Source organism: Flavobacterium alvei (assembly GCF_002920895.1).
In the GTDB taxonomy this organism is placed as follows: domain Bacteria; phylum Bacteroidota; class Bacteroidia; order Flavobacteriales; family Flavobacteriaceae; genus Flavobacterium; species Flavobacterium alvei.
The window spans coordinates 32,318-55,883 of the sequence record NZ_PQVG01000001.1 but is presented as its reverse complement, the minus strand read 5'-3'; the positions used below and the strand labels follow the sequence as shown (position 1 = coordinate 55,883).

Sequence of the window (23,566 nt, the reverse complement as noted above, 5' to 3'; positions counted from 1 at the left end):
GGTTATGGAACTTGAAACTTTAAACCTGAAACTTATAACTAAATATTTTTTTTATCTTTTCTTTTTTTCCAAAAATACTCGCCCACAAAAAAGGCAACTAGGGCAATCAAGAAAAATTGAAAATACGATTGTGGTTGACCATCACCACCAACGGTTGTGAATAAGCGTTCCCAACGAATTTTGCCCAATCCTGACCCATTTGTGTCCCAACTCATCCAAATGAAAACGGGTTTCCCTACGATATGATCTTCTGGAACAAAACCCCAATAACGGCTGTCTTCAGAGCGATGACGATTGTCTCCCATCATCCAATAGTAATTTTGTTTGAAAGTGTATGATTTGGTAACTTCACCATTTATTTTGATTGTGCTGCCATTATTTTCAAGAGAATTACCTTCATAATTTACAATAATTCTTTTGTAAAGAGGTAGGTTTTGTTGGTTTAATTCTACTGTTTTTCCTTCTTCAGGAATTGTTATTGGGCCAAAATTATCAATAGTCCAATTGGTATTATGTGGAAATATACTGGTGTCAAATGCGGTTGTTTTTTTTGCAATATGCCTAATTACAGAGTCAATTGTAGTATTCTTACGTAATTCGGCAGCAGCTTTTAGAGTAAGGTTCACATCGGCTTTTGCATCATAAACCTCTTGGGCATAAATTCCTGAACTTTCAATCACTTTTAACGGAATTCCTTTGAATCCAGTTATCACATTAAATGATTTGTCTTTATTTTGATTTGCACTTAAAACATAAGGTTGAACTGCATTTATTTGTTCCTCGCTATTTGGTTTTATGATGTAAACTCTATTAAACTCTGTTGAGCCCGTTGTCATTAATACTTCGTTTGAAACGCCTTTTGCGGAGTAAACAGTATGTTCGTATTGTGGTTTTGCTCTTTCAGGAAGAACCAAAGGTTTACCATTTATATATACTTGACCATCTTTTATTTCTAAAACATCACCTGGTGTTCCTTGGCATCTTTTTACATAATTTGATTTTTTGTCAATGGGTTTCAGAACTGCTTTTCTGCCTGATCTATCAAAAAATTGATACACTGTATCGGCAGGCCAGTTGAAAACTACAATGTCGTTTTTAGCAATTTTTTGAAAAGAAGGTAATCTAAAATAAGGCAGTTGTGGCCAACTCAAATAGGATTTGTTTTTTGTTAAAGGAATAGAGTCGTGAACCATCGGTAAAGCTACTGTGGTCATCGGAACTCTTGCTCCATAATTCATTTTACTAACAAATAAAAAATCACCAATAAGTAATGATTTTTCTAATGACGAAGTTGGAATTGTAAAGGGTTGTATCAAATAAGTGTGTACCATTGTAGCCACAATAATGGCAAAAAGCAAAGAACTTACGGTGTCTGCAGCCTTGTTTTCTGGATTTAAACTTCGGTCTGAAATGTAATTTAATTGTTGGGTATAATTAATATAGTAAATGTAGAAACCGAAAGTTACAATTCCTAAAAAGGTATCTAATGAAGAACGTTTTCCAAAGCTTCTCAATGTTTCTACCCAAATAACTGGAAACATAATCAGGTTGATAATAGGTATGAAAAGTAAGACTGTCCACCAAGTTGGACGACCAATAATTTTCATTAAAACGATGGCGTTATAGATTGGAATTGCAGCTTCCCAGCGTTTTCTTCCTGCTGCTTCATATAATTTCCAAGTTCCTAAAAAGTGAATTATTTGTACAATTAGGAAAAATACAAACCATTGATATAGTGTCATAATTATTAGATTTTAGATTTTAGATTTTAGATTTCGGTTGAAATTTAAAATCTAAATATTTTTATTATGTTTAGAACTTTTTTAGTTCATTTCTAGAACATCTTTCATAGAGAAAACCCCTTTTTTTCCTACAATCCACTCGGCTGCAATTACAGCACCAAGTGCAAAACCTTCGCGATTGTGAGCGGTGTGTTTTATTTCTATAGAATCGATGCCGGAATTGTAAGTTACAGTATGTGTTCCAGGAACATCACCTATTCTTAGGGCTTCAATATGAATCTCATTTGAATTAGGATTTTCCATTGTCCAATTAGTGTAATTGCTATTTTCGATAACACCTTTTGCCAATGAAATGGCGGTTCCACTAGGAGCATCTAGTTTTTGAGTATGGTGAATTTCTTCCATATCTACTTTATAGGAATCAAATTTTGACATCATTTTTGCCAAATATTCATTGAGTCCAAAGAAAAGATTTACGCCTAAGCTAAAATTAGAACTCGAGATAAAAGCTCCTTTTTTCTCTTCGCAAAGTGCTACCATCTCGTCATAACGGTCTAACCAGCCTGTTGTTCCTGAAATTACAGGCACGTTGGTATAAAAACAACTCGATATGTTTTCTACAGCTACGGCTGGAATACTAAAATCGATAGCAACATCGGCATCTGAAAGTCTTTCATAGGTGTTGAATTCGTCTTTTTTCAAAACAATTTCGTGTCCTCTTTCTAGTGCAATTCTTTCGATGGTTTGACCCATTTTCCCGTATCCTAAAAGTGCAATTTTCATTTTTTTTATTTCTAAAAATTATAATTTAATGTTAGTCCAACATTGGCCTTAAATGTTACATCATTCAGATGAACATCGGGCTTAACAGACAAGTTTTCATTGATATTGAATTGTTTTAAAGCTGCATCAACATTGGCATCGATGATGTTTAAAACATAAAAACCTACAACAAATAATGCTGAGAAATCTTTGTTTCTTTGGTAGAATTTTTGAGCAGAAATTAATCGGTCATTGTCTAAATAGGAAAACTCATCATCGGTATATCCTTCTAAACGTCGCTTGTAGGCATCTCTGTATTGATGGTATTTTTGGCTACTGTCAATATAATAATACATACTAACGCCTATTGCTCCATAAACAATTGGAATTTTCCAGTATTTCTTGTTGTATGCTTGTCCTAAACCGGGTACAATAGCGGAATAAAAAGCCGCTTTTGCTGGTGTCAAAGGGTCTATGTCGTTCGATTTCAAAGTATCATTTGCAACCAAGGTAGCGTCTGTTTTCTTTTGTGAAAAAACAGAGGTGTTTCCTATAGCAAAAAAGCATAGAACTATGAAAAAAAAAGTACGCACTAGTCTTTTATTAGTTTAAGTATCCTGTTGAAGTCTTCTTCTGAATGGAATGGGATGGTTATTTTTCCTTTACCATTTCCTGCTATTTTTACTTCTACTTTTGTTCCAAAATAAGTGTTGAATTTATTTTTTTGGGCATCGGCAAGTTCAAAAGAAGCTGATTTTGGTTTTCCTTCAGGTTTTGGTTTCAAACTTTCTTGATAATTTTTTACCAAAGCTTCAGTGTCTCTGACTGATAGATTTTGACTAACAATTTTTTGGTAAATATCAGTTTGAACATCTTGATTTTCAATATTAATGATAGCACGTCCGTGCCCCATAGTAATGAAACCATCTCTGATTCCAGTTTGGATAATTGGGTCTAATTTTAAAAGTCGTAGGTAGTTGGCAATTGTCGAACGTTTTTTACCAACACGTTCGCTCATTTGCTCTTGTGTGAGTTGAATTTCGTCCATTAATCTTTGATAAGAAAGTGCAATTTCTATTGGGTCTAAATCATGGCGTTGAATATTTTCGACCAATGCCATGATCAAAGATTCGTTGTCATTTGCAATTCGAATGTAGGCAGGAACTGTAGTCAATCCAACTAAAGTAGAAGCACGAAGACGTCGTTCACCCGAAATTAATTGGTATTTATTGAAGTCTAATTTTCGAACAGTAATGGGTTGAATAACTCCTAATTCCTTGATGGAAATCGCTAATTCTCTCAATGAATCTTCGTTGAAATTGCTTCTAGGCTGAAACGGATTGATTTCGATAGATTCAATTTCTAGCTCAATAATATTTCCTACAACTTTATCTGCATTTTTATCATTAACCGATTTTATGTCGTTTTCTGGGTCTTTCAATAATGCCGATAATCCTCTTCCTAACGCTTGTTTTTTTAGTGCTTGTGCCATAAAAATTATTTGCTGTTTTTCTTTATAATTTCGTGAGCTAATTGTAGGTAGTTGTTGGCTCCTTTGCTCGTTGCGTCATAGTTTATAATGCTTTCGCCAAAACTTGGTGCTTCACTCAATTTTACGTTTCGTTGAATAATAGTTTCAAAAACCATATCGTTAAAATGTTTTTGAACCTCTTCGACTACTTGATTGGACAAACGCAATCTAGAATCAAACATGGTCAACAACAAGCCTTCGATATCCAAATTTGGATTATGAATTTTTTGAATGCTTTTGATGGTATTCAATAATTTTCCCAAACCTTCGAGCGCAAAATATTCGCATTGAATAGGAATAATAACTGAATCGGATGCGGTCAAAGCATTCAAAGTAAGCAATCCTAACGATGGAGCGCAATCAATAATGATATAGTCATACTCCTCTTTGATACTTTCCAATGCTTTTTTGAGCATATATTCTCGCTCAGCTTTATCTACTAATTCAATTTCGATGGCAACAAGGTCAATATGCGATGGAATCACATCAACATTTGGAGCTGTACACGCCATTAAAGCCTCTTTTGGCGTATGGCTATGTTCTATAATTTGATAGGTTCCAATTTCTACATTATTAACGTCAATTCCCAATCCTGAACTCGCATTTGCTTGAGGATCAGCATCTATTAATAACACTTTTTTTTCTAAAACACCTAGTGATGCTGCCAGATTTACGGATGTTGTTGTCTTTCCAACGCCACCTTTTTGATTAGCAATCGCAATGATTTTGCCCATTTATTTTTCTAAATTTTGAACGGTAAAAATACAATTATTTATGGTTTCTAAAAATCTATTTTTGTTAACATTTGTTAAGGTTTGATTAGCAGTAGTATTTTTTGCAAAAGGTTCTTAGGGATTCAATAATTATCTGGGTTTAGTTTGAATGTAATTGTCTGCCATAAAATTTAAATTCTCGTATTGATATTGAATAGATTTAGCAATACATTTACCGTCAAAAAATTATATTTTCAACCCAATACTTTTTAATGACTTTTGCAATCATAACTCATGTGTCTCATATTGTTGAGCAAAATCAGTATTTTGCTTATGCCCCATATGTTCGTGAAATGAATATTTGGACAAAATATGTAGATGAGTTGATTATTGTAGCTCCAAAATTAGAATCCAAAAAGACACCAATCGACATAGAATATGAACACAAAAACATTGATTTTGTTGCGATAAAAAGTTTTGATGTATTGAGTTTCAAAGCTATTTTGGGCGCGGTTTTGAAGTTGCCAAAAATCAGTTGGCAGCTTTATTCCGCCATGCAAAAAGCCGATCACATTCATTTGCGTTGTCCTGGAAACATAGGTTTATTGGGATGTTTTATTCAGATTTTATTTCCCAATAAAACAAAAACTGCTAAATATGCTGGGAATTGGGATCCAAAATCACGACAACCTTGGACCTATCGTTTTCAAAAATGGATTTTGAATAACACTTTTCTAACTCGGAATATGCAGGTTTTGGTTTATGGAGAATGGAATGAAATTTCTAAAAATATAAAACCTTTTTTTACAGCGACCTATTATAAAGCTGATAAAGTTGAAATCCTGCAAAGAGATTTTCATGGCCCATTTTCTTTTGTATTTGTTGGTACTTTGGTTTCGGGAAAAAATCCGTTATATGCTATTCAACTGGTTGAAAGTTTGTATAAAAAAGGGTTTGATGTTGCATTATCTTTATATGGAGAAGGCTTAGAAAGAAAAAGTCTTCAAGAGTATATTAGTCAAAATGATTTAAGTACTATTGTTTCATTAAAAGGAAATCAAACTCCGGAAACGGTTAAAACTGCCTACGAATCAAGTCATTTTGTTCTTTTACCTTCTGAAAGTGAAGGCTGGCCAAAAGCAGTTGCCGAAGGGATGTTTTGGGGTTGTGTTCCTATAGCAACAAAGGTTTCTTGTGTTCCGTATATGTTAGATTATGGAAATCGAGGTGTATTATTAGAAATGATTTTAGATAAAGATGTTCATCAATTGGAAATGCTTTTGCAAAACGAAAACGAATTTAATTTGAAAAGTCAAAAGGCGATTAATTGGTCCAGAAAATATACGTTGGATGTTTTTGAAGATGAAATTAAAAAAATGTTGACATCATGAGGATACTACAAATTATAGATTCTCTTGAGGCTGGCGGAGCTGAACGAATGGCGGTGAATTATGCCAATGCGCTTGCCAAAGAAATCGAGTTTTCGGGATTAGTGGCAACTCGAAAAGAAGGAGCTCTTTTGAATCAATTAGAAGATACGGTTTCTTATCTTTTTTTGAATAGAAAAGGCGCATTTGATTTAACAGCTCTATCTAAATTGCGAAAATTTGTGGTTGAGAACACTATTGAAGTTGTTCACGCTCATAGCACGTCTTTTTTTCTTGCTTTTCTTTTGAAGATTACCTATCCTAAAATTAAATTGATTTGGCACGATCATTATGGTGATAGTGAATATTTGTCGAGCCGACCTTCTTTTAGTTTAAAATTAACTCTTCCTTTTTTTATTGGAATTATAGCAGTAAATCAGCAACTCAAATTATGGGCCGAACAGAAAATGCATTTTAAAAATGTTATTTATTTGCCTAATTTTCCTGCTGAAGATGATAAAGTTTTGGAACAAACAATTTTACTTGGCATTCCAGAAAAACGAATAGTATCTTTGGCCAATTTAAGGGCGCAAAAGGATCATTTATTATTGATTGAGGTGGCCCAAAAAATTAAAAATTCACACCCTGAATGGACATTTCATTTGGTAGGTAAAGATTTTGATGATGATTATTCGAAAAAAATTAAGGAGTTAATTATTGAATTTAATTTAGAAAATACCGTAATTGTATATGGTTCTAAACCCGATATAAAGAATATACTTGAGCAGTCAACCATTGGGATATTAACTTCTAAATCAGAAGGATTGCCTGTCGCTTTGCTTGAATATGGTTTGTGTCAGAAACCTGTAGTGGTAACTCAAGTAGGCGAGATTCCTTTATTGATTCGAGATGGGGTTAATGGTTTTTTGGTTGCCCAAGGCGAGATTCAATTATTTTACAATTCATTGGTAAAATTGATAGAGAACAATAGCATTAGAGAAGATTTTGGTAGGGCACTTCAAGATACAATTGCAACAAAATATTCTAAAAATACTGTTTTGCAGCAGTATTCAAATTGGATTGAAACAAGAATAAAATGAAAAAAGACGAAGCTTTATATCTTAATATAATTCTTTTCCATGTTGGAATTGGATTTTTAGTGTTTCTATTTCCGTTTGTTTCAAAAATATATGGGTATGCTATTTTTATTTTAGGCCCTTTGTATGTAATAAAAAAGCAAAATAAAAATAATGAAGCCTTAATGGCTGCTGCTTATGTGGTAGGAAGTGAGGTTTTCTTGCGAATGACAGGAGGAAATCCGTTATACGAAATTTCCAAATATGGTGTGATGCTATTTATATTTATTGGGATGTATTTTAGTGGATTTTCAAAAGGAGCTACGCCCTATTGGATTTTTTTATTGTTACTAATTCCAAGTGTGGTGTTGACTACTTTTGTGTTGAATCATGGTACTAATGTCAAAAACAGTATTGCTTTTAATATTTCGGGTCCAGTATGTTTAGCTGTGTCTTCTCTTTATACTTTTAGGCGCAAGATACCAATAGATCAGATCAATACAATTCTTCTTTTTATGGGTTTGCCTATCGTGACTTGTATGACCTATTTAACTTTTTATACACCCAATATTCGTGATGTAATTACGAGTACCCAATCTAGTTATGAGACCTCTGGAGGGTTTGGTCCCAATCAGGTTGCTACAATATTAGGATTGGGAATGTTTATCTTTTTTTCTAGGATTATTCTTGAATCTAAAACCAAATATTTGCTCATCATTAACTTGGTTGTAGCTCTTAATATCAGTTATCGAGGGATGGTAACTTTTTCTAGAGGAGGAATGATTACTGGTTTTTTGATGATTATATTGTTATTGTTGTTTCTATATGCAAAATCTAATTTTAGAGGTAGAGTTAAACTGAATTATTTAATTATGTTGGTATTCATAGCTATGGTTACTACTTGGGGATACACTTCTTTTCAGACAGGAGGACTAATTGATAAGCGATATGCAAATCAGGATGCGTCAGGAAGAAAAAAGGAAAGCAAATTTACAGGAAGAGAGGATGTAGCCAAAGGAGAAATCAATGTCTTTTTGGATAATCCATTTTTTGGAGTTGGAGTAGGAAAAGGGGTAGAGGTTCGATTTGCCGAAACAGGTGATGGTACTTTGTCTCATGACGAAATTACTAGAATGCTTGCTGAACATGGGACTTTGGGAATTATAGGCTTGTTAATTCTGTTTTTTACTCCCTTGTTTTTGTATATCGAGAATAAGTTTAATATGTATTTGCTCTGTTTTCTGGCTTTCTGGTTTTTAACAATAAATCACGCAGCAATGCGAACTGCAGCACCAGCATTTGTTTATTCTTTATCATTACTTAATGTTTATTTTGTGGCAACCCCTAAAAAAAGTAAAGTGGTAAATATATAATATAGGCTTATTTAATTAGGAATTGCACTTTGTTTGTTTTTTATAGAATACGAAATATCTAAAATTCCCTCAATTAAATATGTAATTGATAAAACATTCGTTCTTTGAGTGAGTTAAGATGATTATAATTGACTTTAATCGATTTTTTATTGATTTCATTGTAGGATTATGTAGATTTGTCGTGCAAAAAATATAAGAGAAATAGTAATGAAAAAAAATAAGAAGATGCATTTTGAAGTCTCCGAGCGAAAAGTATTGCTCAAGATTTTTGATGTAGTTTTTGTTTTGGTGGCGCTGTATGCTGTAGGACAATTGTTAGGGTTGCAATATCTCATAGATTCAACGAAATACTATTATTACTTAATTGCATTTGCGCTTTATCTCAATAGTATCGGCACGGTTTTCGAAATGTATAACCTTCAAGTAGCAAGTAACCAATTTCAGGTAATGCGAAGTACAATTCTAACTGCTTCAACTGCCGTTTTGTTTTATTTATTGACTCCAGTATTTTCTGCAGAATTACCTTCCAATCGATTTGAAATTGTAGTGTTTTATCTTACCGTGCTTTTTACTCTGATTTTTTGGAGAACATTCTATGTTAAACTATTAGCTTCCAATCGATTTGTGCAGAATGTACTATTAGTTTGCCATAGAGATCAAGTTGAAGGATTAATTTCAGACTTAGAAAATTCGGATCCTCATTACAGAATTGTAGCTTATGTAAACTACTCCTATGCCGGAAAAACGGATGAATTCGAAGACCATTATGTGCAACACGTTGAAATTGATGATTTGGTTTTGTTTTTGAAAGAAAATAGATTATTTGAAATTGTTGTAGCCTCACAAAATACAGAAGATATTACTTCAAATTTGTATATGCAGATGCTTCATTTGTTAGAATCGGGAACAACAATTCGCGAATACACTCAAGTCTATGAAGATAAAACACATCGAATTCCTCTTCAATACATTACTAGAGATTTTTATAAATTCTTCCCATTTAACCGAACCAATAATAACCAATTGTACTTACTGCATGTTCGAATAATGGAAACATTAATTTCTGTAATTGGACTGATTATTGGCACTCTGTTAATTCCTTTTATTGTAATAGGAAATGCAATAGGAAATCGAGGTAAATTATTTTATACACAAGAACGAGTGGGCAAAAATGGTGAAATATTTCAAATACTCAAGTTCAGGACGATGATAAATAATGCCGAAAAAAGAGGGGCCGTTTTCTCAGGTTCGAATGATACTCGAGTTACTCCTTTTGGGAAATTTATGAGGAAAACAAGAATCGATGAATTTCCACAATTTGTCAATATTTTGAAAGGTGAAATGGCCGTTATAGGACCACGACCTGAAAGACCTTTCTTTGTTAAGGAAATTGCCGAAATAATGCCTTTCTATGAAACTCGACATGTTATAAAACCAGGACTAACAGGTTGGGCACAAGTTAATTATTCCTATGGCGAATCGATGGAAGATAGTTTAATAAAACTGCAATATGATTTATATTACATTAAGCACCGTAGTATTTTCTTGGATTTGGACATAGTTATTAAAACATTCAGCACCGTATTGTTTTACCGAGGTCAGTAATCAAATAACTACTGGAATGCGTTTACTGTTTTTATAAGCTATTTTTGACACTATAATTAGAGTAGTTAGTACCAAAGGAATAACGACTAAAAAATGGGCTTTATTAATCATCATTATCAGGTAAACTCCAAGAAAAATGCCGTTTAGGACAGCAAGATTTACAATCCATTTTTTGTTTTTCTTGACTATAAAGTAAAGCAAAACGAGCAAGGCAGGATTGAACAACAACACATTGTAATTCATTGCCAATTCTTGGTGAAAAGAATAAAATCCCATTACAATAAAGAAAATCCCCAATAATCCCATTATTAGAAGATAAAAATTATCGATAAATTTTTTGTTCAAAATAAGGATGAAAACAAGAAACAACAAATACGAATACACATTGTTCCACCAAGAATTAGGCGCTTGTTTTTTGTATTCTAATAAAGTTTTGCTTTGCGCACAAAGACGTTTGTTTTTGAACTGAGTTTCTTGCAAACTTTTTTTAAGTTCAAATGGCAAAAAGATATGATCGCTATAGTTATCTACTTTTGTTCCAAAAATGATGCTGGTTCCTAGTTTTTCATAAAAGAAATTATCAAAATAAGGAAACAAAATACTTCTGTAGGTCTTGTCAGTGTCTAATTTCTTATCTATTATTTTTACACCTAATGTTTTGTTCAGCATATCCACCACCATCGAAGTACAGTTTTTATCTATAAATTTATAGGTATAATAACTTTCGCTTGTAGATAATACAGTTGTTAAATTATCAAACAATTTTTGTTTGTATGCCAATGGAATCAATAATTCTTGCTCAAAAACACTTCTTTGCTCATAAGTGTATTGGTTCATAAAATCCGAAAAAGTATTGGCAATAGCAAAGTATTGCAAATCGCCTTTGGCAAATTTTACAACAAAATTAGGTGTCGAAAAATCAAAAGCACCGTAATTATAAACCACATCTAAATTATTTTCTGGGTCGGAAATTCTGATGGCTGTGTGTCCAAAAAGTGAATAGGATTCATTGCCAGTGTCACAAGTAATAACGCTTGTTCGAGCACTTTTTGACAGTATTATATTTTGTCCAAAACCACTCAGCGTTCCAATTAAAAAAAGGATTAGCACTATTTTTTTTAATGACAATGAATTCATTTTTGAATTTATTTAAGAATTAATTTCTAAAAAGCCCCAAATCTACTTTTACCGAAAATATATTCGAATATAAAGCAGCACTTTGATTTCCTAAATTGGTCAAAGCATAATCAATTTGGATGCCTTTGTATTTAAAACCCAAACCAATATTGGGTTGAAAACCTACTTTTTCGGTAGTATCAATTTGTTGAATGTTTTGAAAATTCCCCACGCCAGCTCTCAAGAAAACTAAGTCAGTGTATCCAAATTCAAAACCCAAAGCAGGATCTACACTCACGAAATCAGTCGAAAGAATATCATTTGTTTTGGCAAACTGCATATTGAGATTGGCTGCTGCCAAAATGCTATAGTCATATCGGACAATAAATTTTTTGGATAATCCTAATTGTGCTTTTGGAGCTGTAATCTCTGTGCTTTCGGGCAATTCCTGATTTTGTCCTGAAATAGCATCTGCAATCTTTTTATATTCGGCTTCGTCAATGCTCCATACATTATAGGTTGTTGTGATGTCGCGAAGCATCAATCCAAATTTCCAATCATTTTTTTCGAATTGCAAACCTGCATCAAACCCAAAACCCCATGAACTTGCAAAATCGCCTATGATTCTGCGAATAATTTTGGCATTAACACCAAATTGAAAACCAGGAACTTGCAGTTTTCGAGCGTATGAAAAAGTAACGCCATAATCGGCTGTAGAAAAAAGACTGATGCGATTGTAGTCGATATTGCCTTGGCTGTCAATCAATTCGGTTGTGTTCATGATGTCGTCAACACCAAAACGGATTAAAGAAATTCCCCAAGCACTTTCGTCATCAATAGTATTGGCGTAGGCGATATAATCGTATTTGGCAATATTGGCAAAATAATTGGCGTGCATCAAAGATAGTTGATGGTCTTCAAGATGAACCAATCCTGCGGGATTCCAATAGCCCGAATTAACATTGTTGGTGCTTGAAGTAACTGCGTTTGACATTCCTAAAGCTGCCGCATCTACACCAATATTCATAAACTCGTTCGAATACTTTCTAACGGTTTGAGCATACGAACTAACGCAAAGCAAAAGGAGTAGGAAGAATTGATTTTTTTTAATCATGAATTCGTTTGCAACCCAAAGGCTGTTTAATTTTTTCCAAAAATATAATTTTTTACTGAGCTAATCTCTTTTTTAACAACCCATTCCAAACATAAAAGCTTCGGAAGGTAAATCTCTTCTAAAAAACGCACTTCTCATTGACTTATTATACTAAATTTGTGAACTTTGACAATCTAAATTTTTATAACCATGCAAATAAAAAAACACATCCCAAATATCATCACGTTGCTTAATCTTTTTTGCGGTTGTATTGCCGTGGTTTTTGTAGCCGAATTGAATTTTGAAATGGCTTTCTTTTTTGTGAGTCTCGGAATTTTTCTAGATTTTTTTGATGGTTTTTTTGCCCGATTGTTTAAGGTTGCAGGTCCTCTTGGTTTGCAATTAGATTCCTTAGCTGATATGGTTACAAGCGGAGTTGTTCCTGGTTTTGTGATGTTTTCAATGATGGAAAATAGTTCCAATCCCAATCATTATTTTTCTTTTTTAGGGTTTATTATCGCACTTGGTTCTTGTTATCGTTTGGCGAATTTTAATATTGACACACGTCAAACCGATTCTTTTATTGGCTTGCCAACACCTGCAAATGCTTTGTTTATTTTGAGTTTGCCATTGGTTTTAAAATATTCAGATTCCTTAGTTTTGCTTGAAATTCTGACCAATTATTGGGTTCTTTTAGGGATTACTTTATTTAGCGCTTTCATTCTAAATGCCGAAATTCCTTTGTTTTCTTTGAAAATTAAAGATTTTACTTTTAAGAAAAATGCACTTCAAATTGTCTTTTTGAGTTTGTGTGTTTTGCTGTTGATTTTCTTTCAATACCTAGCCATTCCTTTAGTCATTATTACTTATGTTTTGTTGTCTGTTATCAATAACAAATTTTTGAAAAAGTAGTTTTTCAATGAGGCGGAAAACTACACGAAGCAAACCTGTAATTAGACGAAAACCTAGAAAAAAAGGTTCCTTTTTCTCGGGAAAACTGTTGCGTTTTTCTATAATTGGATTTTTTATTTTGCTATTTATCGGTCTAGGGTATCATTATCGAAATGGGTTTTTGTATTATTTGGGGTTTAAATCCTATAAATTAAAATACGAACAAGAGCAATCCAAGCGAATTTCGGATATTCGGAATTATCAGGTTTTAGATAATCATAAAGGCAAAGCCATTGGTATAGACGTTTCAGAATATCAAGGAGAAATTGATTGGGATTTGGTTCAAAATGTAGAGGAAGAATATCCAGTTTCGTTTGTTCTTGTTCGTGCCACGGCTGGAAATGATGGCGAAGACCAGCAATTTGAGCAGAATTGGAAAGCAGTCAAAAAGCAAAAACTCATTCGTGGAGCCTATCATTATTATCGTCCAAACGAAAATTCATTAGAGCAAGCTAAACTTTTTATAAAAACAGTTCGTTTGAGAAAAGGTGATTTGCCTCCTGTTTTAGATATTGAAAAATTGCCTAAAGATCAATCTTTAGATAGTTTGAAAATTGGATTGAGACGTTGGTTGAAAGCTGTTGAGGCGCATTATAAAGTGAAACCTATTATTTATACAGGCGAGAAATATTATGATGATTTTTTGAAGAAAGACTTTTCAGATTACCTTTTTTGGATTGCCAATTATAACTTTTATCGAGAAAAAATAGAAGAGGATTGGCTTTTTTGGCAATTTACTGAAAAAGCTTCCGTTTCAGGAATCAAAGGCAATGTAGATGTCAATATTTTTAATGGCGATGTCGAGCAGTTGCGGTTTATTACAATCGAGTAGTTTTTAGTTTTTTAAGATAAAATAGAGAACCATCCCCAAAAAAGAACCCATCGCAACTAAAACCAAAACCGATTTTGGGTTTGCAAAATTAAGTGTTGTTCCCATCCATTCTATTTTTTTTGAAACAAAAAGACGTTGATCTTCTTTGTTGTAATAAAAGATATTCCAAATCCAATTCTTAGGGTCTTTGCGCCAATTTTCCGCTGTTTGTTTATCGGGATCGTTGTCTCTCCAATCATTAGAGTTATTCATAACTAGATGTTTTAACTTAATTTTTTCAAACGGAACACTGTTGTTAAAACTCTATTTTCTTTTTTCTCAACTCGAAATTTTGACCTAAATATACACGTCGAACCATTTCGTCTTCTACCAATTCTTCTGGGACTCCAGCTTTTAGGATTCCGCCTTCAAACATAAGATAGGTTTTGTCTGTAATGGCCAAAGTTTCTTGCACATTATGGTCAGTAATCAGGATTCCAATGTTTTTATTTTTTAGTTGCGCTACAATTCGTTGAATATCTTCTACAGCAACGGGATCGACACCTGCAAAGGGTTCATCGAGTAGAATAAATTTAGGGTCGGTAGCCAAACAACGAGCAATTTCGGTACGACGACGTTCGCCACCCGAAAGTAAATCGCCTCTGTTGGTACGTATGTGCCCCAAACTAAACTCTTCTATCAAACTTTCCATTTTCTCTTCTTGAGCTTCTTTGGAAAGGTTTGTGAGTTGCAACACGCTCAAAATATTATCTTCAACACTTAGTTTTCTAAAAACAGAAGCTTCTTGTGCCAAATACCCAATACCTTGTTGCGCTCTTTTGTACATCGGGAAATCAGTGATGTTTAGATCGTCAAGATAGATGTTGCCCATATTGGGTTTTACTAATCCAACAATCATATAAAATGAAGTTGTTTTTCCGGCACCATTGGGACCCAGAAGTCCTATAATTTCGCCTTGGTTTACTTCTACCGAAACGCCTTTTACAACGCTTCGCCCTTTATATGTCTTTACTAGATTTTCGGCTCTTAACTTCATTTTATGCTGGATTTATTTCAGCATCTCTGCTGGAATTTATTTTACAAATTAACAAAAAATCATTGTTTTGATTTTTCTATTTAACTTCAATTTTAGAATCTGCAAACTGATTACTGCTGACTTTCTTCTAATTCTTCCCAAAATTCATAAGCTCTTCTCAGGTGTGGAATAACAATAGTTCCGCCAACTAATGTGGCGATGCCCATTGCTTCCATCATTTCTTCTTTTGAAATACCTTCTTTATAGCAATTTTCTAAGTGGTATTTTACGCAATCATCGCATCTCAAAACAGTCGAAGCGACTAAACCTAATAATTCTTTGGTTCTAACATCAAGCGCTCCATCTGCATAGGCATTGGTGTCAAGATTGAAAATTCGCTTTACAATTTTATTATTATCGGCCAATAATTTTTCGTTCATTTTAGAACGATAGTCGTTGAATTCTTTAACTAAGTTGCTCATTTTTTATTTTTCGTTTATAAACAATAGAAGAAATTATTACACTTAATTCAAAAATTATCAACATCGGAATAGCAACTATTGTTTGGCTTACAACATCTGGAGGAGTAACAATTGCGGCAACTATTAATACTATGACTATAGCATATTTTCGATATTTCCTCAGAAATTCGGGAGTTACTAATCCTAGTTTTGTCAAGAAATAAATAATTATGGGTAATTCAAAAAATAAACCTCCCGCTATAACCGATGTTTTAAACATTCCGATATAGGAATCTAAGGTAAATTGATTTTTAACCATTTCGCTCACAGTAAAGGTGGCAACAAAATTGACCGACATTGGAATAATAATGAAATAGCCAAAAAGTACTCCTAAAAAGAACAATAAAGAGGAAATAAAGATGAAAAATTTAGCGTTTTTCTTTTCATTCGCATACAATGCGGGACTGATAAAGCCCCAAATTTGGAATAATATATAAGGAAAAGCAAGTATAAAACCAGCCAATAGACACATCCAAACAAACATATTTACTTGTCCTTCCATTTCAGTATTCTGAATGATAAAAGGCAATTCTTCAATACAAATACTTTCGCCAAAATTTAAATAATGTGATAATTCACAAAACCAGCGATAGGTGTAAAATGAAGGTCTTGTTGGTCCAAATATGATGGTGTCAAACAAATAATCGCTTACAAAATAAGTAAAGAATGCCATAATGATAATGGCTATCGTACTTCGAACTAATAACCATCTTAATTCCTCGAGATGGTCTAAAAAAGACATTTCTTTAAGTTGTTTATTCGCCATTATACTATTCCTTCTTTTAAAATATCATGCAAATGAATAATTCCTTTGTATTGTTCGTGATCAACTACTATTAATTGAGTGATCGAAAAATCTTCAAGAATATTCAGTGCTTGCACCACCATTGTGGTCGATTGAATCATTTTTGGCGTTTTCGTCATTATATCTTTGGCAGTCAAATGCGTAAAAGTATCATTTTCATTGAGCATCCTTCTAATATCACCATCAGTAATAACTCCAATTACTTTGTCATTTTCGACAACAGCTGTTGCGCCAAGTCTTTTTTCAGAAATTTCTAAAATTACTTTTTTAATAGGTGCATCGGGCGTTACCATTGGTTTCAAGGAGTTTTCAAGCATATCCTTCACTTGAAGTAATAATTTTTTACCCAATGAACCGCCAGGATGGTATTTTGCAAAATCCTCACGACTGAAATTTCTTAAATTCATCAAACACATAGCAAGAGCATCACCCATAACGAGTTGTGCGGTAGTACTATTTGTTGGGGCCAAATTATGAGGACAAGATTCCGCATCAACAGTGGTGTTTAGAACAAATTGAGACTCTTTTGCCAAAAACGAACTGATATTTCCGGTCATAGCAATTAGTGTATTTCCAAAACGTTTTAGGAGTGGAACTAAAATTTTTATTTCGGGACTGTTGCCACTTTTTGAAATACAAAGCACAATATCGTCAGGCTGAACCATTCCCAAATCGCCATGAATGGCCTCGGAAGCATGCAAAAACAGCGATGGTGTTCCTGTAGAATTAAATGTTGCCACCATTTTTTGTGCAATAATGGCACTTTTTCCAATGCCTGTTACAATCAATCTTCCTTTTGATTGAAAAAGAATTTGTGTAGCTTCTACGAAGTTAAAGTCAATAAAATCAATGAGTTTAGCAATAGATTCGCTCTCAGAGAGAATAGTTTTTTTTGCCAAAATCAATATATTTTCTTTTGTATTCAAAATAGAATTTTATAAAATTTGTATGTATGAAAGAAATTAGTATCTTTATGAAACGCAAATTTAGATAAAATACCATTAATAAAGAATGAATTCAAACGAAATTGACATCCACAGAGAATTAAAGAAGTATTTTGGCTTCAGCCAATTCAAAGGTTTACAGGAGCAAGTTATCAAAAGTATTCTCAATAAAGAAAACACTTTCGTGATTATGCCTACGGGCGGAGGCAAATCGCTTTGTTATCAATTGCCTGCTTTAGTTCAAGAAGGAACAGCAATCGTTGTTTCTCCTTTAATTGCCTTAATGAAGAATCAAGTAGATGCTATTAGAAGTTTATCTTCAGAAAATGGCGTTGCTCATGTATTAAATTCCTCACTCACTAAAACCGAAATTGCTCAAGTCAAAACCGATATTACTTCAGGATTGACCAAGCTTTTGTATGTAGCTCCCGAATCCTTGACTAAGGAAGAATATGTAGCTTTTTTACAAAATGTGCCAATTTCATTTGTTGCTATTGACGAGGCACATTGCATCTCTGAATGGGGACATGATTTTAGACCTGAATACCGAAATCTAAAACATATTATCAAGCAATTGGGTAACGTTCCTATTATAGGTCTTACTGCAACAGCAACTCCAAAAGTTCAAGAAGATATCTTGAAAAATTTAGATACGGTCGATGCAACAACTTATAAGGCTTCTTTCAATAGACCTAATTTATATTACGAAGTTCGTACCAAAACCAAAAATATTGAAGCGGATATCATTCGGTTTATCAAATTACACAAAGGGAAATCAGGAATTATTTATTGCTTAAGTCGCAAAAAAGTAGAAGCTATTGCCGAAGTTTTGCAAGTAAATGGAATAAGTGCCGTTCCTTATCACGCTGGATTAGATGCTAAAACAAGAGCCAAACATCAAGATATGTTTCTTATGGAAGATGTAGATGTTGTGGTGGCAACCATCGCTTTCGGGATGGGAATTGACAAACCCGATGTGCGTTTTGTAATTCACCACGATATTCCAAAATCATTAGAAAGTTATTATCAAGAAACAGGTCGTGCTGGACGTGATGGTGGCGAAGGGCATTGCTTGGCATATTACTCTTATAAAGATGTCGAGAAATTAGAAAAATTCTTGTCAGGAAAACCTGTTGCCGAACAAGAAATTGGTTTTGCTTTATTGCAGGAAGTTGTAGCTTATGCCGAAACTTCTATGTCTCGAAGAAAGTTTTTACTTCATTATTTTGGTGAAGAGTTTGATACTGAAACTGGAGAAGGTGGCGATATGGACGACAATGTTCGCAATCCAAAAGTGAAGGTCGAAGCTAAAGATCAAGTGGTCAAATTGCTCGAAGTAGTTCGTGATACCAAACACATTTATAAATCTAAAGAAGTTGTTTTTACCCTCATCGGACGCGTAAATGCTATTATAAAAGCGCATAGAACTGATGTTCAATCCTTTTTTGGCTCTGGGACAGATCACGACGAAAAATACTGGATGGCCTTATTGCGTCAAGTTTTGGTTGATGGATTATTATCTAAAGATATTGAGACATACGGAGTGATAAAAATCACTCAAAAAGGATTGGATTTTATCAAAAAACCTGAGTCCTTCATGATGTCTGAAGATCATGAATACAACGAATCTGAGGATGAAGCTATCGTAACTGCTGCAAAAGGCTCTGGAGTTGCCGATGAAGTTTTAATGGGAATGTTGCGTGACTTACGTAAAAAAGTAGCCAAAAAACTAGGAGTTCCTCCATTTGTGGTTTTTCAAGACCCTTCACTCGAAGATATGGCTTTGAAATATCCCATTTCAATGGATGAATTGATCAACACACACGGAGTTGGTGAAGGAAAAGCTAAGAAATATGGCAAGGAATTCATTGCTTTAATCAGTCAATATGTGGATGACAATGATATTATTCGTCCCGAAGATTTGGTTGTAAAATCCACAGGAGCCAATTCGATCAATAAATTATATATTATTCAAAATATTGATAGAAAATTACCGCTCAATGATATTGCTTCTGCCAAAGGGTTGACAATGGAAGCCTTGATTACTGAAATGGAGCAAATAGTCAATTCAGGAACCAAATTAAATATCAAGTATTGGATTGATGAAATGCTGGACGATGATCAACAAGAAGAAATTCACGATTATTTTATGGAATCCCATTCCGATAATATAGAGGAAGCTCTAAAAGAATTTGACGGCGATTATGATATTGATGAATTACGTCTGATGCGTATCAAATTTATGAGCGAAGTAGCGAATTAGAAATAAATTCCAATTTTTTAAATTCCAAATACCAATCTTCTAAGTTGGAATTTGGAATTTTTTTATTGGATTTTAACCTTCAAAAACCTCTCCACGATGTGGTTTCAAGGCATCGCGTACTTGAATCATCGTTTCATCAGTAACGACCATAAAAGCTGTTGCATACATTTCATTTATGATTTGAAAACCCGTAATGTTTGGCGTTAATTTCTCTGCAATTATATATTCTTTCAAATGAATTTCGTGATGTTCAGCAGTTTTTGCCGAAGTTGGGCCACGAAAATCCCATATTAGTTTTATTTGTCTGGACATTTTTGGATGTTTTTAGACTGTAAAAATACAAATTGAAAATGGATTTAAATTCAATAAGTAAAGTTCACATCAAAGTAGTATTTTTGCATTTCGTTATTGCTATTCAATAACTATTAATTTACAATGCCACAAGAACTTCTCTTTCAAACATCGCCAGAAACAGCTACAAACGAATTGTTGCTCAAACAACACATAGCCAAATTAATTCGGGTGGATGTTAAAGAAATCCAACATATTTCCATTTTAAAACGTTCGATTGATGCTCGCCAAAAAGCGGTGAAATTCAATTTGAAAGTCACTATTTATTTAGTTGGCGAAACTATTCAAGAAGCTAAAATTGAGTTACCGGAATATAAGAATGTTGCTAATGCACTAGAAGTAATTGTTGTAGGAGCTGGTCCTGCGGGATTGTTTGCCGCTTTGCAATTGATAGAGTTAGGTTTGAAACCGATAGTAATCGAGCGTGGAAAAGATGTTCGAGGTCGTCGTCGCGATTTGAAAGCCATCAATAGAGATCATATCGTAGATGAAGATTCCAATTATTGTTTTGGCGAAGGTGGAGCAGGAACCTATTCGGACGGAAAATTATATACCCGTTCCAAAAAACGTGGCGATGTTACTCGAATTTTGGAATTGTTTGTCGCTTACGGGGCTTCACCTGATATTTTGGTCGATGCCCATCCACACATTGGAACCAATAAATTACCGCAAATCATCCAAGATATGCGGGAGAAAATCATCGAAATGGGAGGAATGGTTCTTTTCGAAACTCGATTGACCGATATTCTCATTAAAAATAATGAAGTGCAAGGCATCGTGACCAAAAACGGCGACACGATTCTTGCCAACAAAATAATTTTGGCAACAGGACATTCTGCTCGTGATGTTTTTGAATTATTGGACAGAAAACAAATTTTTATAGAGGCTAAAGCTTTTGCCTTGGGCGTTCGAGCCGAACATCCGCAGTCGTTAATTGATAGTATCCAATACAGTTGCGATTATCGAGGACAGCATTTGCCGCCATCGCCTTATTCTATTGTGAAGCAAGTAGGAGGAAGGGGAATGTATTCTTTTTGTATGTGTCCAGGTGGTGTGATTGCACCTTGCGCTACCAGTCCTGGCGAAGTCGTTACAAACGGTTGGTCGCCATCCAAAAGGGATCAAGCTACCGCCAATTCTGGAATTGTGGTTGAATTGAAACTCGAAGATTTCAAGCCATTTGCAAAATTTGGTGCTTTGGCTGGAATGGAATTCCAAAAAAGCATCGAACAGAAAGCTTGGCATTTGGCTGGAGAGACGCAGAAAGTTCCTGCCCAAAAAATGGTCGATTTTACTCAAAATAAAGTGTCTTCTAATATTCCAAAAACTTCTTATGTTCCAGGAACGACTTCGGTAGAAATGGGGGAGGTTTTTCCTGGATTCCTCACCCAAATATTAAGAGAAGGTTTTGTTGAATTCGGAAAATCAATGCGTGGTTTTTTGACCAACGAAGCCGTTCTTCACGCACCAGAATCAAGGACTTCTTCGCCAGTGCGCATTCCTAGAGATGCCGAAACTTTAGAGCACCTTCAAATAAAAGGCTTGTATCCTTGTGGAGAAGGTGCAGGTTATGCTGGCGGAATTATCTCGGCCGCTATTGATGGTGAAAAATGTGCGTTGAAAATTGGGGAAGTTTTGAAGGCTACTTTGTAGATTTCTTTATCGTGTTTGGTTATAAAAGAGTCAATAAATAACCCATAAGTGAACCGCCCAAAACAATAACAGCACTATTTATTTTCTGGTATCCAAAGGCTGTTGCAATGCTTAAAATCGCGATGCTAATGGTTCGCCAATCTGTTATGGTTTCTTTACCCATATCGAAACAAATAGCTAGAATAATGGCTACCGAAGCTACATTTACTGCATCCAAAAATGCTGAGAATAGTTTAGAATTTCGCATTTTCTTTACAATGGGGTTGAGCAAGGCAACAAATACAAAAGAAGGTAGAAAAATGGCAATTGTTGAAACGATGGCTCCCGTCAAACCATTAATTTGATAGCCAATAAATGTTACTGACGAAAAAACTGGGCCGGGTGTGAACTGCCCAACCGCAATAGCGTCTATCAGTTGGTGTCGTGTTAAAAGTCCTGTTGCAACTAATTCGGTGTCTAAGAAGGCAAATAAAACATAACCGCTTCCGTAAAGAATAGCACCAATTTTCAGAAAAATCCAAAACAGATTAGCATTGGTTGCCGAAATTAGAGTTGTATTGCTTATTGGTATAAAAGTCAAGGGTAGAAAACTACTTAAGTTTTTTTGTTCCTTGTCTCTCAAATAGGCCAATAGCAAAGCGAAAAATCCAGCACCAAACATCAAGTAAATTTCGCTGAAGTGGAGTAAGGATCCCGCTAAAACGGTTATTCCGATAAGTATAAGTTCGGTTGATTTTAAAGATTTTTTAGCCAAAGGAAAAATAGCGCCCAATATAATGGCAATAATCGCTGGTTTTATTCCGTAAACAAAGGGTTGTACTTCTGGAAGTTGTCCGTATTGTTTGTAACCCCAAGCAAAAAATCCCGTAATAAAAACCGCTGGAAGAATGAAGCAAAGCCCAGCGACAATTAGCCCTTTCCATCCGCCTTTTTCGTACCCAATATGAATCGCCATTTCGGTACTATTGGGACCTGGAATTAGATTTGTAGCACCTATTAAGTCCAGAAAATGTTGTTCGGTTAGCCATTTTCTTTTGCTTACCACTTCGTCTTGCATCATGGCAATATGGGCAGCAGGACCACCAAAACCAATAATTCCTAATTTTAGAAAAAGTTTTGCGATGTCTTTAATGGCCGCTTTATTCTCCATTGTTTATTAAGTTTTTGTCCACAGACCAAATTGCTACTTCCGTTGAATTATTTTTTAAGTATTTTTAGTAGAGAATTGCATTTGACCACACAATGGTTTTCTTTGATTGGAAATCGATTCGATAAAATTATTAATTTTCAGTAACTATCAGAAACTATTTTAGTTTTTCTTTAAAACAAAAAAAAGTCCCACCGAAGCAGGACTAAAATATTTTGATATTTAAGATATGTTGGCTGTTTCATCACCTCATAAAACTTTTAATGATTACTTTGTACTTCTACTCCAAGGTCCGTAGTTTTTATAGGCTGGACCTGTTAGTTTTTGTCTTTCACCACCAGAAATTTTAACCTCGACTAGGTCTTTTTTGGAAGAATCATTCGAAACTTGCTGATTTTTATAAGCTGGTCCAGTTAAAGGTTTTTTATTGTTCTCAGAATATAATTTTAACGGCTCAGATTTATCCATCCAAACTTTATAATTTTTATAGGCTGGCCCCTTTAAATCATTCTTTTTTACATTACTTTCTTCTTGCGCAATTGAGCTAAATGAAAATCCTAAAACTGCGAAAATTAAGGCTATTGTTTTCATGACTATTACTTTTATGATTTTTTACAAAATTACATACGGTAATAGAAAATTAGGATTATGTGAATCTACGCTATTTGTATCCGTATAAATACGGATGCTTTTTGTTTTGAGAGCA

The 23,566-nt window shown here is 34.2% G+C and carries 23 protein-coding genes; 8 read left to right on the top strand and 15 right to left on the bottom strand.

The window, feature by feature from the left end:
- Positions 1–38: 38 nt before the first annotated feature.
- From lepB to C3L50_RS00230, 5 genes are all read right to left on the bottom strand, one after another.
- The gene (gene lepB / locus C3L50_RS00250; RefSeq protein ID WP_103803895.1) at positions 39–1,742 is read right to left on the bottom strand and encodes a signal peptidase I; all 1,704 of its coding nucleotides are present in this window, start codon (positions 1,740–1,742) and stop codon (positions 39–41) included.
- An 81-nt stretch (positions 1,743–1,823) separates the two neighbouring features.
- Positions 1,824–2,525 carry a 4-hydroxy-tetrahydrodipicolinate reductase gene (gene dapB / locus C3L50_RS00245; RefSeq protein ID WP_103803893.1) on the bottom strand — a complete coding sequence of 234 codons (702 nt, stop codon included), beginning with the start codon at positions 2,523–2,525 and terminating at the stop codon, positions 1,824–1,826.
- Between the two features lie 11 nt (positions 2,526–2,536).
- Positions 2,537–3,097 (bottom strand): DUF5683 domain-containing protein, encoded by a 561-nt coding sequence (locus C3L50_RS00240; protein WP_243400306.1) that lies wholly within the window; start codon positions 3,095–3,097, stop codon positions 2,537–2,539.
- Positions 3,097–3,996, bottom strand: a complete 900-nt coding sequence (locus tag C3L50_RS00235) for a ParB/RepB/Spo0J family partition protein (protein WP_103803891.1) — start codon at positions 3,994–3,996, stop codon at positions 3,097–3,099. Before C3L50_RS00235 ends, C3L50_RS00240 begins: the two co-directional genes overlap by 1 nt.
- 5 nt (positions 3,997–4,001) lie before the next feature.
- Positions 4,002–4,769, bottom strand: a complete 768-nt coding sequence (locus tag C3L50_RS00230; protein WP_103803889.1) for a ParA family protein — start codon at positions 4,767–4,769, stop codon at positions 4,002–4,004.
- A gap of 251 nt (positions 4,770–5,020) precedes the next feature.
- On the opposite strand from C3L50_RS00230, the gene C3L50_RS00225 reads away from it, so the two are divergent.
- The 4 genes from C3L50_RS00225 to C3L50_RS00210 all read left to right on the top strand — a co-directional run bounded on the left by C3L50_RS00225 (position 5,021) and on the right by C3L50_RS00210 (position 10,169).
- Entirely contained in the window at positions 5,021–6,139 is a 1,119-nt protein-coding gene (locus C3L50_RS00225; protein ID WP_103803887.1) for a glycosyltransferase, read from the top strand.
- The gene (locus C3L50_RS00220; protein WP_103803885.1) at positions 6,136–7,215 is read left to right on the top strand and encodes a glycosyltransferase; all 1,080 of its coding nucleotides are present in this window, start codon (positions 6,136–6,138) and stop codon (positions 7,213–7,215) included. The genes C3L50_RS00225 and C3L50_RS00220 overlap by 4 nt, the downstream gene beginning before the upstream one ends.
- Positions 7,212–8,564: an O-antigen ligase family protein gene (locus tag C3L50_RS00215; RefSeq protein WP_103803883.1), complete on the top strand. Its 1,353-nt coding sequence runs from the start codon at positions 7,212–7,214 to the stop codon at positions 8,562–8,564. Before C3L50_RS00220 ends, C3L50_RS00215 begins: the two co-directional genes overlap by 4 nt.
- A gap of 207 nt (positions 8,565–8,771) precedes the next feature.
- On the top strand, positions 8,772–10,169 hold the full coding sequence (locus C3L50_RS00210; protein ID WP_103803881.1) for an exopolysaccharide biosynthesis polyprenyl glycosylphosphotransferase: 1,398 nt from the start codon (positions 8,772–8,774) through the stop codon (positions 10,167–10,169).
- Here C3L50_RS00210 and C3L50_RS00205 read toward each other — a convergent pair whose 3' ends face one another.
- Entirely contained in the window at positions 10,170–11,306 is a 1,137-nt protein-coding gene (locus C3L50_RS00205; RefSeq protein WP_103803879.1) for a lipoprotein N-acyltransferase Lnb domain-containing protein, read from the bottom strand.
- 19 nt (positions 11,307–11,325) lie between these two features.
- Positions 11,326–12,396, bottom strand: coding sequence for a putative type IX sorting system protein PorV2 (locus C3L50_RS00200; RefSeq protein ID WP_449528495.1), 1,071 nt, complete (start codon positions 12,394–12,396; stop codon positions 11,326–11,328).
- Between the two features lie 192 nt (positions 12,397–12,588).
- Here C3L50_RS00200 and C3L50_RS00195 point away from each other — a divergent pair, with 192 nt between their 5' ends.
- Both C3L50_RS00195 and C3L50_RS00190 read left to right on the top strand, forming a co-directional pair.
- Complete coding sequence (locus tag C3L50_RS00195) at positions 12,589–13,290, top strand: CDP-alcohol phosphatidyltransferase family protein (protein ID WP_103803877.1); 702 nt, start codon at positions 12,589–12,591, stop codon at positions 13,288–13,290.
- 7 nt (positions 13,291–13,297) lie between these two features.
- On the top strand, positions 13,298–14,161 hold the full coding sequence (locus tag C3L50_RS00190) for a glycoside hydrolase family 25 protein (RefSeq protein WP_103803875.1): 864 nt from the start codon (positions 13,298–13,300) through the stop codon (positions 14,159–14,161).
- Between the two features lie 3 nt (positions 14,162–14,164).
- On the opposite strand, the gene C3L50_RS00185 is transcribed toward C3L50_RS00190, so the two are convergent.
- From C3L50_RS00185 to C3L50_RS00165, 5 genes are all read right to left on the bottom strand, one after another.
- On the bottom strand, positions 14,165–14,413 hold the full coding sequence (locus C3L50_RS00185; RefSeq protein ID WP_103803873.1) for a DUF5808 domain-containing protein: 249 nt from the start codon (positions 14,411–14,413) through the stop codon (positions 14,165–14,167).
- A gap of 43 nt (positions 14,414–14,456) precedes the next feature.
- Entirely contained in the window at positions 14,457–15,197 is a 741-nt protein-coding gene (gene lptB / locus C3L50_RS00180) for an LPS export ABC transporter ATP-binding protein (protein ID WP_103803871.1), read from the bottom strand.
- A gap of 110 nt (positions 15,198–15,307) precedes the next feature.
- Entirely contained in the window at positions 15,308–15,658 is a 351-nt protein-coding gene (locus C3L50_RS00175) for a carboxymuconolactone decarboxylase family protein (protein ID WP_103803869.1), read from the bottom strand.
- Positions 15,642–16,463: a twin-arginine translocase subunit TatC gene (gene tatC / locus C3L50_RS00170; protein ID WP_103803867.1), complete on the bottom strand. Its 822-nt coding sequence runs from the start codon at positions 16,461–16,463 to the stop codon at positions 15,642–15,644. Before tatC ends, C3L50_RS00175 begins: the two co-directional genes overlap by 17 nt.
- Positions 16,463–17,428 (bottom strand): KpsF/GutQ family sugar-phosphate isomerase, encoded by a 966-nt coding sequence (locus tag C3L50_RS00165; protein WP_165783943.1) that lies wholly within the window; start codon positions 17,426–17,428, stop codon positions 16,463–16,465. Before C3L50_RS00165 ends, tatC begins: the two co-directional genes overlap by 1 nt.
- Before the next feature lie 85 nt (positions 17,429–17,513).
- Between C3L50_RS00165 and C3L50_RS00160 the strand changes: the two genes are divergently transcribed.
- Positions 17,514–19,709 carry a RecQ family ATP-dependent DNA helicase gene (locus C3L50_RS00160; RefSeq protein ID WP_103803865.1) on the top strand — a complete coding sequence of 732 codons (2,196 nt, stop codon included), beginning with the start codon at positions 17,514–17,516 and terminating at the stop codon, positions 19,707–19,709.
- Positions 19,710–19,781: 72 nt separating this feature from the next.
- Here C3L50_RS00160 and C3L50_RS00155 read toward each other — a convergent pair whose 3' ends face one another.
- The gene (locus C3L50_RS00155; RefSeq protein WP_103803863.1) at positions 19,782–20,021 is read right to left on the bottom strand and encodes a hypothetical protein; all 240 of its coding nucleotides are present in this window, start codon (positions 20,019–20,021) and stop codon (positions 19,782–19,784) included.
- Positions 20,022–20,144: 123 nt separating this feature from the next.
- Between C3L50_RS00155 and C3L50_RS00150 the strand changes: the two genes are divergently transcribed.
- Positions 20,145–21,713 carry an NAD(P)/FAD-dependent oxidoreductase gene (locus C3L50_RS00150; RefSeq protein WP_103803861.1) on the top strand — a complete coding sequence of 523 codons (1,569 nt, stop codon included), beginning with the start codon at positions 20,145–20,147 and terminating at the stop codon, positions 21,711–21,713.
- Between the two features lie 19 nt (positions 21,714–21,732).
- On the opposite strand, the gene chrA is transcribed toward C3L50_RS00150, so the two are convergent.
- Both chrA and C3L50_RS00140 read right to left on the bottom strand, forming a co-directional pair.
- Entirely contained in the window at positions 21,733–22,863 is a 1,131-nt protein-coding gene (gene chrA / locus C3L50_RS00145) for a chromate efflux transporter (RefSeq protein WP_103803859.1), read from the bottom strand.
- A 264-nt stretch (positions 22,864–23,127) separates the two neighbouring features.
- Positions 23,128–23,451 (bottom strand): hypothetical protein, encoded by a 324-nt coding sequence (locus tag C3L50_RS00140; RefSeq protein ID WP_243400305.1) that lies wholly within the window; start codon positions 23,449–23,451, stop codon positions 23,128–23,130.
- Between the last annotated feature and the right edge of the window lie 115 nt (positions 23,452–23,566).

Excerpts from the sequence above, each read along its gene's own strand:
- C3L50_RS00160 (WP_103803865.1), top strand. The coding sequence starts at position 17,514 with ATGAATTCAAACGAAATTGACATCCACAGAGAATTAAAGAAGTATTTT.
- C3L50_RS00230 (WP_103803889.1), bottom strand. The coding sequence starts at position 4,769 with ATGGGCAAAATCATTGCGATTGCTAATCAAAAAGGTGGCGTTGGAAAG.
- C3L50_RS00210 (WP_103803881.1), top strand. The coding sequence starts at position 8,772 with ATGAAAAAAAATAAGAAGATGCATTTTGAAGTCTCCGAGCGAAAAGTA.
- C3L50_RS00215 (WP_103803883.1), top strand. The coding sequence starts at position 7,212 with ATGAAAAAAGACGAAGCTTTATATCTTAATATAATTCTTTTCCATGTT.
- C3L50_RS00185 (WP_103803873.1), bottom strand. The coding sequence starts at position 14,413 with ATGAATAACTCTAATGATTGGAGAGACAACGATCCCGATAAACAAACA.
- C3L50_RS00150 (WP_103803861.1), top strand. The coding sequence starts at position 20,145 with ATGCCACAAGAACTTCTCTTTCAAACATCGCCAGAAACAGCTACAAAC.
- lepB (WP_103803895.1), bottom strand. The coding sequence starts at position 1,742 with ATGACACTATATCAATGGTTTGTATTTTTCCTAATTGTACAAATAATT.
- C3L50_RS00140 (WP_243400305.1), bottom strand. The coding sequence starts at position 23,451 with ATGAAAACAATAGCCTTAATTTTCGCAGTTTTAGGATTTTCATTTAGC.
- tatC (WP_103803867.1), bottom strand. The coding sequence starts at position 16,463 with ATGGCGAATAAACAACTTAAAGAAATGTCTTTTTTAGACCATCTCGAG.
- dapB (WP_103803893.1), bottom strand. The coding sequence starts at position 2,525 with ATGAAAATTGCACTTTTAGGATACGGGAAAATGGGTCAAACCATCGAA.
- C3L50_RS00205 (WP_103803879.1), bottom strand. The coding sequence starts at position 11,306 with ATGAATTCATTGTCATTAAAAAAAATAGTGCTAATCCTTTTTTTAATT.
- C3L50_RS00235 (WP_103803891.1), bottom strand. The coding sequence starts at position 3,996 with ATGGCACAAGCACTAAAAAAACAAGCGTTAGGAAGAGGATTATCGGCA.
- C3L50_RS00175 (WP_103803869.1), bottom strand. The coding sequence starts at position 15,658 with ATGAGCAACTTAGTTAAAGAATTCAACGACTATCGTTCTAAAATGAAC.
- C3L50_RS00155 (WP_103803863.1), bottom strand. The coding sequence starts at position 20,021 with ATGTCCAGACAAATAAAACTAATATGGGATTTTCGTGGCCCAACTTCG.
- C3L50_RS00195 (WP_103803877.1), top strand. The coding sequence starts at position 12,589 with ATGCAAATAAAAAAACACATCCCAAATATCATCACGTTGCTTAATCTT.
- C3L50_RS00225 (WP_103803887.1), top strand. The coding sequence starts at position 5,021 with ATGACTTTTGCAATCATAACTCATGTGTCTCATATTGTTGAGCAAAAT.
- lptB (WP_103803871.1), bottom strand. The coding sequence starts at position 15,197 with ATGAAGTTAAGAGCCGAAAATCTAGTAAAGACATATAAAGGGCGAAGC.
- C3L50_RS00190 (WP_103803875.1), top strand. The coding sequence starts at position 13,298 with ATGAGGCGGAAAACTACACGAAGCAAACCTGTAATTAGACGAAAACCT.
- C3L50_RS00220 (WP_103803885.1), top strand. The coding sequence starts at position 6,136 with ATGAGGATACTACAAATTATAGATTCTCTTGAGGCTGGCGGAGCTGAA.
- chrA (WP_103803859.1), bottom strand. The coding sequence starts at position 22,863 with ATGGAGAATAAAGCGGCCATTAAAGACATCGCAAAACTTTTTCTAAAA.